At 67.2% G+C, this 14,793-nt stretch carries 9 protein-coding genes; 7 read left to right on the top strand and 2 right to left on the bottom strand.

Features of this window, described 5'->3' with window-relative positions; genetic code table 11:
* Window positions 1-91: 91 nt before the first annotated feature.
* Window positions 92-1,492, bottom strand: coding sequence for an RsmB/NOP family class I SAM-dependent RNA methyltransferase (locus tag FMZ75_RS02855; protein WP_166141237.1), 1,401 nt, complete (start codon window positions 1,490-1,492; stop codon window positions 92-94).
* A 91-nt stretch (window positions 1,493-1,583) separates the two neighbouring features.
* On the opposite strand from FMZ75_RS02855, the gene FMZ75_RS02850 reads away from it, so the two are divergent.
* From FMZ75_RS02850 to FMZ75_RS02820, 7 genes are all read left to right on the top strand, one after another.
* On the top strand, window positions 1,584-1,793 hold the full coding sequence (locus FMZ75_RS02850) for a DUF1674 domain-containing protein (protein ID WP_108917158.1): 210 nt from the start codon (window positions 1,584-1,586) through the stop codon (window positions 1,791-1,793).
* Window positions 1,794-1,874: 81 nt separating this feature from the next.
* Window positions 1,875-4,544, top strand: coding sequence for an MMPL family transporter (locus FMZ75_RS02845; RefSeq protein ID WP_166141236.1), 2,670 nt, complete (start codon window positions 1,875-1,877; stop codon window positions 4,542-4,544).
* Window positions 4,541-4,999, top strand: coding sequence for a DUF2147 domain-containing protein (locus tag FMZ75_RS02840; RefSeq protein WP_108917160.1), 459 nt, complete (start codon window positions 4,541-4,543; stop codon window positions 4,997-4,999). Before FMZ75_RS02845 ends, FMZ75_RS02840 begins: the two co-directional genes overlap by 4 nt.
* 199 nt (window positions 5,000-5,198) lie before the next feature.
* Entirely contained in the window at window positions 5,199-6,755 is a 1,557-nt protein-coding gene (locus FMZ75_RS02835) for an efflux transporter outer membrane subunit (RefSeq protein ID WP_108917161.1), read from the top strand.
* On the top strand, window positions 6,746-8,050 hold the full coding sequence (locus FMZ75_RS02830) for an efflux RND transporter periplasmic adaptor subunit (RefSeq protein ID WP_244594661.1): 1,305 nt from the start codon (window positions 6,746-6,748) through the stop codon (window positions 8,048-8,050). The genes FMZ75_RS02835 and FMZ75_RS02830 overlap by 10 nt, the downstream gene beginning before the upstream one ends.
* Before the next feature lie 9 nt (window positions 8,051-8,059).
* Complete coding sequence (locus FMZ75_RS02825; RefSeq protein WP_166141235.1) at window positions 8,060-11,203, top strand: efflux RND transporter permease subunit; 3,144 nt, start codon at window positions 8,060-8,062, stop codon at window positions 11,201-11,203.
* A gap of 82 nt (window positions 11,204-11,285) precedes the next feature.
* The gene (locus FMZ75_RS02820; RefSeq protein ID WP_166141234.1) at window positions 11,286-14,414 is read left to right on the top strand and encodes an efflux RND transporter permease subunit; all 3,129 of its coding nucleotides are present in this window, start codon (window positions 11,286-11,288) and stop codon (window positions 14,412-14,414) included.
* Window positions 14,415-14,477: 63 nt separating this feature from the next.
* Here the strand turns inward: FMZ75_RS02820 and FMZ75_RS02815 are convergent, their stop codons facing one another.
* Window positions 14,478-14,765 (bottom strand): hypothetical protein, encoded by a 288-nt coding sequence (locus FMZ75_RS02815; protein ID WP_166141233.1) that lies wholly within the window; start codon window positions 14,763-14,765, stop codon window positions 14,478-14,480.
* Window positions 14,766-14,793: the final 28 nt, after the last annotated feature.

Genomic DNA, 14,793 nt, shown 5'->3' with positions numbered 1-14,793 from the left:
CTCGCGCTCCGGGGCGCGGAGCGAAGCGAATCACATTTGGGATGACACAGAACGCAGAGCGAGGAAAGCGAAGGATGCGCTCGTCTCGCGCTCAGCCGCGTCGCACGAGCCGCGCGGCGAAGAAACCATCGAGTCCGGCAAGGCGCTTGTCCTCGTTCGGCCAATAGGAGGGCAGCGTGCGCAAATCGCCCTCCGGCGTGACGAATTCCGCCGGAACGCCATCGGCGGAAGCGTCGATCGGCGCGCGGCGCATCTCGGGATGGCGGCGCAGGAAGCCCGCGATCTGCGCCTCGCCCTCCTCCGGCTCCAGCGAGCAGGTGCAATAGACGAGGCGCCCCTCCGGCCGCAGCAGACCGGCGACGCGCTCCAATATGCGCGATTGCAGGGCGACGAGGGAATCGAGATCGCCGGGCTTTTTGATCCAGGGCACGTCGGGATGACGGCGGATCGTCCCCGTCGCGGAACAGGGCGCGTCGAGCAGAATGGCGTCGAAAGGACGCGCGGCGGAATAGGTCGCGGCGTCGCCGACGGCGATATCGGCGTGCAGCCCCAATCTCTGGAGATTGGCGGCGAGCAGCTTCAGCCGCTCGGCGGAACGATCGAGCGCCGTCACTTGCGCGCGGGCGAGAGCGAGCTGCGCGGTCTTGCCGCCGGGCGCCGCGCACATGTCGAGCACGCGCTCCTCCGGCTGAACGGCGAGAAGGCGCGCCGGCAGAGCGGCGGCGGCGTCCTGCACCCACCATTCGCCCTGCGCGAAGCCCTCGAGCTCGACGATCGGGGTGCGCGTGCGCAGCCGCACCGAGCCCGTCGGCAGCGCGACTCCGTCGAGACGCCGCGCCCAGCCTTCGGCGTCCGATTTCACCGAGAGGTCGATCGGCGGCTCCTGCATATGGATCGCCGCTATGGCGCGCGCCTGCGCCTCGCCGTAGGATTTGGTCCAGCGCTGCGCGAGCCAGGCGGGCGTGTCGAGATCGAGCGGATCGGCGGCGAGAAACTCCTCGCGGCGGCGAATGAGATTGCGCAGCACGCCGTTCACGAGGCCGGCGAAGGGCGCTGTCTTCGGCTCGAGCCGGACCGCGCGCACGGCGAGATCGACGGCGGCGTGATCGGGAACTTCGAGAAAGAGAATTTGCGCGGCGGCGGCGACGAGCGGCCATTCCAGCCGCGCCGCCTGCTTGGGCAGACCCTTCTCCAGCAGAAGCGCGAGCGCATGACGGATGGCGCCGAGACGGCGCACGCCGACATAGGCGATGGAGCGGGCCAGCGCGACGTCGCGCGACTCCATTCCCGCGAGCCGGAACGGAACCGCCTGCGGAGAAAAACGTTCGTCGAGCAGATGGCCGCCTTGCGCGACGTCGGCGATCACATTGGCCGCGGCGATGCGCGCCTGCAGTCCCGGAACCTGCGCGGCCTCGGCCTCCCTGGCCGCGTCTGCGGGAAGGAAGCCGGCGCGCGCCTTGGACTTGGCGGAGAATGGTTTATGGTCGCGCATACTCACCTTCGACGCGGATCGAATCGTCGTTTATATCACATGCGGAGCTGACCCGAGGCGAGCGCCGCGAAACGGGCGCCACGGAGGATGAATGACCGAAGCGGAGAAATCTCGGGACGCTTCCGCGACCCCACGGCCCTCGCCGCCGGAAGCTTTGCGCGCGCTCGCGGAGGCGGAGGAGCGCCGCGCGCGCGCGGCCCGCGAAACGCCGCCGGCGGCGCGCGAGCTCGGCGGCCGCGGCGGGCTCGATCCGGCGCGCTATGGCGACTGGGAGAGCAAAGGCATAGCCAGCGACTTCTGAACTCTGCGCCCGAGCCTCCGCTCGAAACGGCGCGCGCGACCGGCGCCGCCCACGGCGCATCGAACAATTCGAGGACCTTTGATGTTGGAAAAACTCGTGGCCTGGTGTTTGCGCAGGCCCTGGACGGTCGTCATAGCGACGCTCGCGCTCACCGTCGCCGGCGCCTATGTGACCGCCACGCGTTTCGCCATCGACACGGACACTGCGCATCTCTTCTCGCCCGAGGTTCCTTGGCGCGCCAATGAGACTCGCCTCGCCAGAGCCTTTCCGCAAATCGACGACATCATCGTTGCGGTCATCGACGCCAAGAGCAGCGAGCAGGCGGAAAAAAGCGCCGATGCGCTGCGCGACGCGTTGACCGGCAAGCCGCTCATGTCCCGCGTCTGGCGGCCGGACGACAATAAATATTTCCGCGACAACGGCATTTTGTTCCTCGGCGTCGAGGAGATCCGCCGCGACATGAACTCCCTCGTCGCGCAGCGCGACTTCCTGCAGCCGCTGGCCGAGGATCCGAGCCTGCGCGGCCTGTCGGACTCTCTGCTATTCGGTTTGAAGCAGGTGGGAACGAGCGAGCGCGGCCTCGCCGCTTTCGCCAAAGGCCTCGACAATTTCACCGACGCTTTCGACGCCGTGCTGGCCGGCGAGCCCGCCAAGGTCTCCTGGGAGAAGCTGCTCGCCGGCGGCCGCGAGCCGGAGGCGCCGTCGGTCGGCCCGAGCGCCGAGCCGCGCCGCATCGTGCTCATCAAGCCGATCATCGATTACTCGGCGCTGGAGCCGGGCCGTGAGGCCATTCAGACGATCCGCGACACGGCCAAAGCGCTCGGTCTCGTTCCGGCCGCGGGCGTGACCGTCAAACTCACCGGCCAAGTGCCTCTGGCCGATGAAGAATTCGCGACCGTCGCCGAGAATACGGGGCTGAACGTCTCCGCCACGCTCGCCGTCGTCGCGCTCATTCTGTGGGCGGCCCTGCGCTCCAAGCGGCTCATCTTCGCGGTGCTGCTGACGATCATCGCCGGCCTCGCCATGACCTCGGGCCTCGGCATAGCGCTGATCGGCCGCTTCAATCTCATCTCGGTCGCCTTCGCCGTGCTGTTCATCGGCCTCGGCGTCGACTTCGGCATTCAATTCGCCACGCGCTATCGCGAGGAGCGGCACAGCATCGACGATCTGCCGCAAGCGCTGGTGGCGGCGACGCGCGGCATCGGCTGGTCGCTGACGCTCGCCGCCGTCTCGCTGCTCGCCGGCTTCTTCTGCTTCCTGCCGACCGAGTTTCTCGGCGTCGCCGAGCTCGGCCTCATCGCCGGCCTCGGCATGATCATCGCCTATCTGGCGACGCTCACCTTCCTGCCGGCGCTGATCCGCATCCTCGGCCCCAAAGCGGAGACGGCGCCGGTGCAGACCGCCTCGCTCGCCGCGGTCGATCATTGGATCGCGCGGCATCGTGCGCTGGTGCTGGTCGCGACGGCGGCGGTGACGCTCGCCGGCTCGCCCTTTCTGCTGCATCTGAAATTCGACTCCAATCCCATGAATCTGCGCGACCAGAGCGTCGAATCGGTCGCCACCTTCCTCGATCTGTCCAAAAATCCGCAAACGGCTCCCAATAAGATCGAGGCCCTCGCGCCCAATCTGCCCGCCGCGCGCGCGCTCGCCGAAAAAATAGCCGCTCTGCCCGAGGTCGATCATGTGACGACGATCGATCAGCTCATCCCGGCCGATCAGAACGAGAAGCTGCCGATTCTCGAAAACGCCGCCAATCAGCTGCGCAAAGTGCTCGATCCGACGCTCAAGCCCGCGCCCACCGACGAGGAGACGAAAAAGGCCCTGACGCGCGCCGCCAAGACGATCCGCAAGGCGGGAGCCGCGCCCAAAGCGCCGCCCGGCCTCGTCCGCTTCGCCGATGCGCTCGACGCGCTCGTCAAGGCGACGCCGGAAGTCCGCAAGGAGGCGCAGATCGCCGCGCTCTCCGATCTCGAGCGCCTCTTCGGCGAGCTGCGCAAGGCGCTGGCCGTCCAGCGGATCACGCCGGAGACGCTGCCCGCGGATTTGCGCTCCGAATGGATCTCGGCCGACGGCGACGTGCGCGTCGAGGTGACGCCCAAAGGCGACAGCAACGACCGCGAGGTGATGACGCGTTTCGCCGAGGCGGTGCAAAAGCTCGCGCCCGACGCCGGCGGCCCGCCGGTGATCGTCGCCGAGGCCGGCAAGACCGTCGTCGACGCCTTTCTGCAGGCCGGCGCGCTCGCCTTCGTCGCCATCTTTCTCATTCTCGTCGTCGCGCTGCGGCGGGCGAGCGACGTCGCGCTCACTCTGGGACCGCTGGTGCTCGCCGGAATCATGAGCCTCGAGGCGGCCGATCTTCTCGGCATGTCGCTCAATTTCGCCAATATCATCGCTTTGCCGCTGATGTTCGGCGTCGGCGTCGCCTTCCACATCTATTACGTCATCGCCTGGCGCAAGGGCGTCTCCGACATGCTCGCCTCGAGCCTGACGCGCGCGATCTTCTTCAGCGCGCTCACCACCGGAACCGCCTTCGGCAGCCTGCTGCTGTCGAGCCATCCGGGCACGGCGAGCATGGGCGCATTGCTCGCCATCTCGCTGTTCTTCACTTTGCTGGCGGCCTTCATCATCGTTCCGGCCTTCCTCGGCCCGCCGCGGCTCGAAGAGGCGGAGGCGCGAGCGCGGGGCCCGGAGGATACGGCGCCGGCCTCGCCTGTGCAGCCGCCCCATGGCGTGCTAGGCTCCGAGCCATGACCAAGGCGGCCGTCGTCTCCCTGCTGCTCGCGCTCGCGGCGTCCTCCGCCGCCGCGGCCCCGTTGACGCCGGAGCCCATCGCCGCCAGCGCGGCGGAGCCGATCTATGGCGTCTGGAATCGCGACGGCCACCAGCAGAGACTCGAATTCTTCGATTGCGACGGCAAGCTCTGCGCGCGCGGCGTGCTGCCGCCGCCGCCGCCCGGCCAGCAGCCCATGCTGATTCTGCGCCACGCCGCGCGGATCGAGCCCAATCGGTGGAAAGGCGATCTCTTCAATCCCGAAAATGGGAAAATTTATATCGGCATTATTACTTTGGACAGCCCAACTCGTCTCACTCTCACCGGCTGTCTGATCGCCTTCTTGTGCCAGAGCGAAAGCTGGACCAAAGTATCCGGCGAGCCGGCGCCTTCGCACAAGGCGCCGACCCAGCGGCGGCGAATTACCAATCCGTAACTTGACCGTCGAGCGCCACGCTCGCAGGGTCGAACGGGGCCGCAGCCGTAGATCGGAGGGCGACGAGGCGTTCCCTCGCTCCGCCGAGACATATCGGAAGTGGAAAATTCGTGCGCCCACTTTGAGGGCGACGCTCATTGGTCTAGGCCCGTTGTGAGGGCTGCGCGCCCATCCGGGCGCGGATGCGGATAGAACGGAATTGCCTTTGTTCTCCAGACGACGACCACGGCCGGCTCTGCTTTTCGGTCGCGCTGCGGCGCTCGCCGCGGCCACAGCGCTTTCCGGCTGCGTGCTGGATTGGGAGAAACCGGACGCCACGGTCGAAACGCCGCCCGCGTTCAAGGCCGCGGGTCCGGCGCGCTCGGCCGCGCCTATTCGCGCGGCCAGGGAATGGTCGCTGGGCTTTCGCTCACCCGAGCTCACCCGCCTCGTCGAAAAGGCGCTCGAGCAAAATCTCGACATCGCCGCCGCGGTGGCGCGCATCCAGCAGGCCGACGCGACCGCGCGAATCGACAGCGCGCCGCTGTGGCCATCGCTGACGATGAACAATATCGCGCGGCGCACGCAGACGCCCGCGACCATCACCAGCGCGACGAGCACTAGCGCCTCGACCAGCGCCACCACGACGACCGGAGCGGCGAGCTCCACGGCGCTGCGCACCCGCCGCGCCAACTTCTTGCAGATGCAGCTCGACGCGAGCTATGAGATCGACTTCTGGGGCAAGAATCAGGACGCCTCCAACGCCGCGCGTCTGCTCGCTCATGCGAGCCGCTTCGACCGCGACGTCGTCGAGATTTCCACCATCGCCTCGGTGGTGAACGCTTATTTTCAAGTGCTGACGGCGGAAGACCGGCTGCGCATCGCCCACAACAACATCAAGATCGCCGAAACCGTGCTGAAGGCCATCAAGGCCCGGCTCGACGTCGGCACGGCGACGGCGCTCGACTTTTCGCAGCAGGACTCGGTCGTCGCGCAGCAGCGCGCCTCCGTGCCGCCGCTGGAACAGACCTTGCGGCAGACGAAGAACACGCTCGCCGTGCTGCTCGGCGTCCCGCCGGAGAGCGCCGTCATCAAGGGAGGTTCGCTGACCCGGCTCGGCTTCCCGAAAGTCGCGCCCGGCCTGCCCTCCGAGCTGCTGCTGCGCCGTCCGGACATAGCCGAGGCCGAGGCCAAGCTGGAATCGGCCGAATTCTCGGTGCTGCAGGCGCGCGCCGCCTTCTTCCCATCGATCAAGATGACCGGCTATTTCGGCGTGCAGAGCGTCGCGCTGCGCTCGCTGTTCCGCCCGGAGGCGATCGCCTGGCAGATCGCCGGCAATATGACGCAGCCGCTCTTCGACGGCTATAATCTGCAAGGCCAATATCTACTGCAGCAGGGCAAGTTCGCCGAGCTGGCCCAGACTTACAAAAAACAGATTTTGACCGCTTTCGCCGACGTCGAAAATGCGCTCATCGCCATACAAGAGACGTCTCGGCAGTTGAAGCTGCAGGGAGAGGCGGCGGCCGCGGCGCGGCGCGCCTATGAGGTCGCCGAAGCGCGGCTGCGCGAAGGCACGATCGACATCATCACCCTCTCCACGACGGAGACGACCTTGTTTCAGACCGAGGACACGCTGGCGCAGGTCAGGCTCGCCTATTTCCAGGCGGCGACGAGCCTTTATTCGGCGCTCGGCGGCGGCTGGTCGGGGACGACCCGCGCGCTCGAGATCGCCACCGAAGACGCCGCCTATGAATCGGACAAGGGCCCGTGGCCGTGAAGCCGAATTTCGCCTCGCGCATCTCCTGGCCGCCGAAGCGGCCCGCGTCCCTCGTCGCGCTGGCGACGCTCGTCGCGCTGGCGGCGGGTGGCGTCTATGTCGCGCGCCCCTGGCACTCCGGCGAGGATGGCGCAAAAGAATCCGCCGCAGCGGCGGGCGGCAAGCGTGACGGGCGCCGCCGCGGCTTCGACGGACCGATCGCCATAACGGCGACTCCGGCGCGCGTCGCGGATGTGCCGGTGACGATCGACGCGGTCGGCACGGCGCAGGCGCTCAACACGGTGACGGTGCGCACGCAGGTCGACGGACGTCTGATCAAGCTCGCCTTCGAGGAGGGGCAGAACGTCAAAAAGGGCGACATTGTCGCGCTCATCGATCCGACGCTCTATCAGGCCGCCTATGATCAGGCGGTCGCCAAAAAGGCGCAAGACGAGGCCAATCTCGCCAACGCCCGCGTCGATGTGACGCGCTACAAGAAGCTCGCGGCGAGCAATTTCGGCTCGCAGCAGCAATATGCGACGCAAGAGTCGCTCGTCACCCAGCTCGAGGCGCAGATCCGCGCCGATCAGGGCGCGATCGACAACGCCAAGGCGACGCTGGACTACGCCACCATACGTTCGCCGATCGACGGACGCACCGGAATAAGGCTCGTCGACGTCGGCAATATCCTGCACAGCTCGGATCAGACCGGCATCGTCGTCATCACCCAGCTCCAGCCGATCTATGTGGTCTTCACCGTGCCGCAACAGTCTCTGCCCGCGGTGCAGAAGGCGCAATCGCGCGCTCCGGCCAAGGCGGCCGCGCTCGCCTCCGATAATTCCAGCGTGCTCGACACGGGGCGCGTGGCGGTGATCGACAATCAGATCGATCAGACGACGGGCACGGTGAAGGTGAAAGCCACATTCGAGAACAAAGAGCTCTCGCTCTGGCCCGGGCAATTCGTCAATGTCCGCGTGACGGTGGACCTGTTGCGCGACGCGCGCGTCGTGCCGAGCGCCGCCATTCAGCGCGGCCCCAACGGCGCCTTCGTCTATGTGCTGAACGCGGATGAGACCGTCTCGATGCGGCCGGTCGTCGTCGGACGGCAGGACGAGGCGCAGGCCGTCATCGTCTCCGGCGTCGAGCCGGGCGAGAAGGTCGCGACCACCGGCTTCGCGCGGCTCGTCGACGGCTCGCAGGTGCGGGTGATGGAGCCGACCGCCGACCGCGGGGCCGAAGCGGCGGAGGGCGCCGCGCCGCGCCCCCGCCGGGAGCGCAATCGAGAGGCCGGCGGCGGTCCGCCGCAGAGAAGGTGACATGCGGCAATGAGCGTGTCCACGCCCTTCATCGAACGGCCGGTGGCGACCTCGCTGCTCGGCTTCGCCGTGCTGCTGTTCGGCCTGTTGGGCTATGCGCGCTTGTCGATCTCGCCGCTGCCGCAGGTCGATTTTCCGACCATTCAGGTCACGACGCAATTGCCGGGCGCCAATCCCGACACGATGGCGGCGCTGGTGACGGCCTCGCTCGAGCGGCAATTCGGGCAGATTCCGTCGCTGCAGACCATGTCGTCGCAAAGCTCGTTCGGCCTGTCGCAGATCACGCTGCAATTCGATCTCGATCGCGACATAGACGGCGCCGCGCAGGATGTGCAATCGGCGATCAACGCCGCCGCCTCGACGCTGCCGCGCACCCTGCCCTATCCGCCCGTCTATGCGAAGGTCAATCCGGCCGACACGCCGGTGGTGACGCTCACCCTGCGCTCGAAGACCGCCAATATGCGGCAGATGAGCGATGTCGCCGACACGCTGATCGCGCCGCGCCTCTCGGAAGTTCCCGGCGTCGGCCATGTGGCGGTGGAGGGCGGCGTGCGGCCGGCGGTGCGCATTCAGGCCGATCTCGGCCGGCTCGCCGCCAATCGCATGAGCATGGAGGATTTGCGCGCCGCCATCGCCGCCGCCAATGTCGCCGGCGCCAAGGGCTCGCTCGACGGGCTGCATCAATCCTACACGCTCGACGCCAATGACCAGCTGCAGGCGGCGCGGCAATTCGAGACCGTCGTCGTCGCCTATCGCAATGGCGCGCCGATCATGCTGCGCGATGTGGCGACGGTCATCGACGGGCTCGAAAATTCGCGGGTCGGCGGCTGGTATCGCGGCGAGCCGGCGATCATCCTCGACGTGCAGCGGCAGCCGGGCGCCAATATCATCAGCACGGTGGATCAGCTCCACAAGGAGCTGTCCGACATCATGCGCGCCCTGCCCAAGGGCATGTCGCTCGAGGTGGTCAACGACCGCACGCAGACCATCCGCGCCTCGATAGAGGACGTCGAATTCACCCTGGCGCTGGCGACGGCGCTGGTGATCTTGGTGGTGCTCTTGTTCCTGCGCAGCTGGCGCGCGACCGTCATCGCCGGCGTCAGCCTGCCGCTCTCGATCATCGCGACATTCGCGCTGATGTCGCTCGCCGGCTTCTCGCTCGACAATCTGTCGCTGATGGCGCTCACCATCGGCGCGGGCTTCGTCGTCGACGACGCCATTGTGATGATCGAGAACATCGTCCGCAACATAGAGCTCGGCAAGACGCCGCATCGCGCGGCGCTGGACGGCGCGCGCGAGATCGCCTTCACGGTGATCTCGCTCACCGTCTCGCTGATCGCCGTGTTCATCCCGCTTTTGTTCATGACCGGCCTCGTCGGCCGCATGTTCCGCGAATTCGCGCTGACGCTCACCGCGCAGGTCGTCGTCTCGGCGATCATCTCGCTCACGCTGACGCCCATGCTCTGCGCCAAGCTGCTGAAGCCGGGCGCGGGACACGCCGCCCATGCGCCGGCGAGCGGCTTTTCCGCCTGGCTCGACGAATTCTACGCCAAGACGCTCGCCATGGCGCTGGGCCGGCAGAGGCTGATGCTGGCGCTCACCTTCGGTACGCTGGCGCTCACCTTCGCGCTCTACGCCGTCATCCCGAAAGGCTTCCTGCCGCGCCAGGACACGAGCCTGCTCAATGTGGTGCTGGAGGCCTCGCCCGATTCCTCCTTCGAGACGATGACGCGGCTGCAGGCCGAAGTGTCGAAAATCTTCGAGGCCGAGCCGGAGGCGACGGGGACGGCCTCGGTGCTGGGCGTCGGCCCGCTCAACGCCACCACCAATGTCGCCCATATGTCGGTCACGCTGCGCCCGCGCGACATTCGCAGCACGAGCGCCGACGAGATCGCCGAGCGGCTGAAGCGCGCAGTCGAGCGCGTCCCCGGCGCCGCCGTCTATATCGAGCCGGTGCAGGACATTCAGATCACGACGCGCGCCAGCCGCTCGCAATATCAATATACGCTGACCGCGCCCGATCAGGCCGAATTGCAGGAATGGTCGCAACGGCTCCTCGACGAGATCCGCCGCGACGGCGCCTTCCGCAATGTCGCCGCCGAGACGCAGAACGGCGGCCTGCGCACCTTTTTGCGCATCGATCGCGAGATGATGGGCCGGCTGGGCGTCACCGCGCAAAATGTCGACGACACGCTGAACGACGCTTTCGGCCAGCGGCAGATTTCCACCATCTACGCCCAGTCCAACCAATATCGCGTGATATTGGAGGCCGCGCCGCAATTTCAGCGCGACCCGACCGCGCTCGAAAAGCTCTATGTCTCGCCCTCCAATGGCGGCCCGCAGACGCCGATCTCGACCTTCGTGTCGGTGGAGCAGACGACGGCGCCGCTCGCCGTCGCGCATCAGGAGCAGTTTCCGGCGGCGACGATCAGCTTCGACCTCGCGCCCGGCGCCGCGCTCGGCGACGCCGTGGAGGCGCTCGCGAAAGCCGAACGCGAGATCGGCCTGCCCTCCTCCATCATTGGCATGTTCAGCGCCGACGCGGCGGAATTCCGCAAATCGCTCGCCGGCCAGCCCTGGCTCATTCTGGCGGCGGCCATCGCCATTTATGTGGTGCTGGGCGTGCTCTACGAGAGCTATGCGCATCCCTTCACCGTGCTGACGACGCTGCCCTCGGCCGGCGTCGGCGCGCTGCTGGCGCTGATGGCGATGGGGCTCGACATGTCGCTCGTCGCGCTGATCGGCGTCGTGCTGCTGATGGGCATCGTCAAGAAGAACGCCATCATGATGATCGACTTCGCGCTGGAGGCGGAGAAGACCGACGGACTGGCGCCGATCGACTCCATCGTGCGCGCCTGCCGCTTACGCTTTCGGCCGATCATGATGACGACGCTGGCCGCTCTGCTCGGCGCGCTGCCGCTGGCGCTGGCGCATGGGCCGGGCAGCGAGTTGCGCATTCCGCTCGGCGTGTCGATCATCGGCGGCCTCGTGCTGTCGCAAATGCTGACGCTCTATACGACGCCGGTCATCTATCTCGCCGTCGATCGGCTGCGCGCGCGGCTGCGCGAATGGCTGCATGGCGCCCCCGCGCCGCAGCCGCGGCCGGCCGCGCCCGCCGCTCCCTCCGCCGAGCGCAAGGAGGCGGCGGAATGACGGAATGTCCGAGCGATCGCCCGCGATACGAGCCTGAAGGCTCGCGGTCCAGAGCGCGCCTCGGACCGCGAGCCCTCACGCCATGAACATCTCCGAGCCCTTCATCCGCCGGCCGGTGGGCGCGAGCCTGCTCGCCGCGGCGCTGTTCATGATCGGGGCCGTCGCCTATTTCTTTCTGCCGGTCGCCAGCCTGCCGGCGATCGACTTTCCGGCGATCGGCGTCGTCGCTGCGCGGCCGGGCGCCGATCCGGCGACGATGGCGGCCTCGGTCGCCGCCCCGCTGGAGCGCCGCCTCGCCGGAATTTCGGGCGTCACCGAGCTCACCTCGGTGAGCTCGCTCGGGCAGACGCAGATCGTCGCGCAATTCGACATCAATCGAAACATCGACTCGGCCGCGCGCGACGTGCAGGCGGCGATCAATGCGGCCGCGACCGATCTGCCGTCCGATCTGCCGATCCTGCCGACCTTCCGCAAGGCGAGCCAGGCGACGGTGCCGTCCATCGTCCTGGCGCTGACCTCCGAAACTCTGCCCACCAGCGCCATTTTCGACGCCGCGGATACGGTCATCGCGCAGCGCATCTCGCAAGTGCCGGGCGTCGCCCTGGTGCGCATCGCCGGCGCCGAGCAGCCGGCGATCCGCGTGCAGATCGACCCGGCGCGGCTGGCGACGATGGGCATAGGCATGGATCGGGTGGCGAGCGCCATCAACTCCGCCAATGTTCTGTCTCCGCTCGGCGCGCTGAACGGCGACGAGCTCGGCCGCACCATCGCCGCGAACGACCAGCTTTCGACCCCGCGCGAGTTTCGCGACATCGTCGTCACCGCCGCCAATGGCGCGGTGGTCAAGCTCGGCGACATCGCCACCGTCGACCGCAGCGTGCGCAACCGGCTCGCGGCCGGGTGGTTCAACGGCAAGCCCGCGGTGCTGATCATCGTGACGCGGCAGCCGGACGCCAATGTGATCGCCATGGTCGATCAGGTGAAGGCGCTGCTGCCCGAGCTGCAGAAATGGGTGCCGAGCGGCGTCGATATCTCGATTCTCTCGGACCGCACGCAGTCGATCCGCGCCAGCGTCTCGGAAATTCAAAACACTCTGCTCGTGTCCGTCGCTCTCGTGATGGCGGTGGTGTATGTCTTTCTGCGCCGCGCGACGCCGGTTTTCGCCGCCGCGGTGACGGTGCCATTGTCGCTGGTCGGCTCCTGCGCCGCCATGTGGCTCGCCGGCTTCTCGATCGACAATCTCTCGCTGATGGCGCTCACCATCGCGGTCGGCTTCGTCATCGACGACGCCATCGTCATGATCGAGAACATAGAGACCAATGTCGAGCGCGGCATGGGGCGCATGGAGGCGGCGCTCGCCGGCGCGAAGCAGATCGGCTTCACCGTCGTGTCGATCAGCCTGTCGCTCGTCGCCGTCTTCATTCCGCTGCTGCTGATGGACGGAATTTTCGGCCGGCTGCTGCGCGAATTCGCCTTCACGCTGACCTTCGCCATCGTCATCTCCACCATCGTCTCGCTGACGGTGACGCCGATGATCTGCGCGCAGCTTCCCTCGCCCCGGCGCGATGCGCCGTCGCGTCTCGACAGGCTCGTCGAGGGCGCGCTGACGCGGCTCGTCGGCCTCTATGCGCGCAGCCTGAAGCCGGTCATCGACCATCCCTGGGCGACGCTCCTCGTGATCGCGCTGACGATCGGCTGGACCGTTCATCTCTACGGCTCCATCCCCAAGGGCAATCTGCCGCAAGACGATATCGGCCTGCTCAACGGCACGACCGAAGCCTCTCCCGATATTTCCTTCGCCGATATGGTCCTGCTGCAGAAGAAGGCCGCGGCCATCGCCGCCGCCGATCCCGACGTCGTCAATGTCGGCTCCTTCATCGGCGCCGCCAATTTGACGATGTCGGGAAATCAGGGGCGGCTGTTCCTGGCGCTGAAGCCGGCCAATGAGCGCAAGGCGTCGAGCTTCGAGGTCGTCGCGCGGCTGCGCAAGGAATTCGCCAAGATCGCGGGGCTCGGCGTTTTCATGACGCCGTCGCAGGATCTGCGGTCGGGCGGACGCCAGAGCAAGGCGCAATATCAATTCACCATCGCCGCCTCCACGATCGATCTGCTGGAGGAATGGACGCCGAAGCTGCTCGCGCGGCTGCAGAAGCTGCCGGAGCTCGCCGACGTCACCAGCGATCGCCAGCAGGGCGCGCTGAAAGCCAGCGTCATCATCGACCGCACCGCGGCCTCGCGCCTCGGCGTGCCGATTCAGGCCATAGACGCCGCGCTCAGCAGCTCTTTCGGCCAGCGCCAGGACTCGATCATCTATACGCAGCGCAACCAATATCGCGTCATCGTCGAGGCCCCATTGTCGCGCCAGCGCGATCCGCGCGATCTCGCCAGCCTCTATGTCACGGCGAATGACGGCGGCCAGGTTCCGCTCACCGCGGTCGCCCGCATCGAGCGCGGAACCATGCCGCTCGTCGTCAATCATCAGGGCGTGACGCCAGCGACGACGATCGCTTTCAACATAGCGCCGGGCCATACGCTGGACGCCGCAACCAAGGCCGTTCTCACGGCGACCGACGAAATGCAGCTCCCCAATGGCGTGCAGGCGGAATTCGCCGGCGACGCCAAGGATCTCCGCAAGCTCTCCTCGGGCATGGCGTGGCTGCTCGTCGCCTCGCTGCTGGCCGTCTACATCATCCTCGGCGTGCTCTATGAGAGTCTCGCCCATCCGGTGACGATCATCTCCACCCTGCCCTCGGCGAGTCTCGGCGCGCTGCTGGCGCTCGAAGCCTTCGGCATGGAATTCACGCTGATCGCCTTCATCGGCATTCTGCTGCTCATCGGCGTCGTCAAGAAGAACGGCATCATGCTCGTCGACTTCGCCCTGCACGCCGAGCGCGACAAGGGATATTCCGTGCGCGACGCGGCTCTGGAGGCGGCGGTGGAGCGCTTCCGGCCGATATTGATGACGACGCTCGCCGCCATGCTCGGCGCTCTGCCGCTCGCCTTCGCCGGCGGGATCGGCGCGGAAATGCGCCGTCCGCTCGGCGTCGCCATCGTCGGCGGGCTGCTGCTCAGCCAATTGCTGACGCTCTATACGACGCCGGTCATCTATCTGCTGATGAGCAAGCTGGAGAGCCGGCGGCCGCGGCGCGCCCCGGAGGCGCCGGGTCGGGAGGCGTCGATCACAGAGCGGCAGGCGGCGAATGCGTCTTGAACGCGGATGTCGCTGACCCAAAGAGACTCGCGGGGCGACAGGCTCGGCGCGCGAGGATCGAGATCAGTGGGTGAAATCGCCCTGCGTCTCGAAGAACAGCCGCAGCACGGGATGCTCGCCGCAATCCTCGACCGGTATATGCCAGAATTTCGAATCCATCTGCGGAAAGCGCGACATGGGCAAATGAATCTCGGTCAGCCGCACATGATTGCCGCGCCCCTCGATCATAGCCTCGCCGAGCAGATGCAGCAGATCTTCGAGCCGATCGGGCACTTCCGCGACAGTGAGGGTCGTCGAGCTCGAGAGCGGGCGGGACTTGTCGCAAATGAGCTCGTAATCAGCTGGTTTCATAAAGCCGCCCCCACCTTTGCCGGCCTAA

The organism is Methylosinus sp. RM1 (genome assembly GCF_011378635.1).
In the GTDB taxonomy this organism is placed as follows: Bacteria; Pseudomonadota; Alphaproteobacteria; order Rhizobiales; family Beijerinckiaceae; genus Methylosinus; species Methylosinus sporium.
Note: the sequence above shows the minus strand (reverse complement) of the source record. Positions and strands in the feature narration are given on the sequence as shown.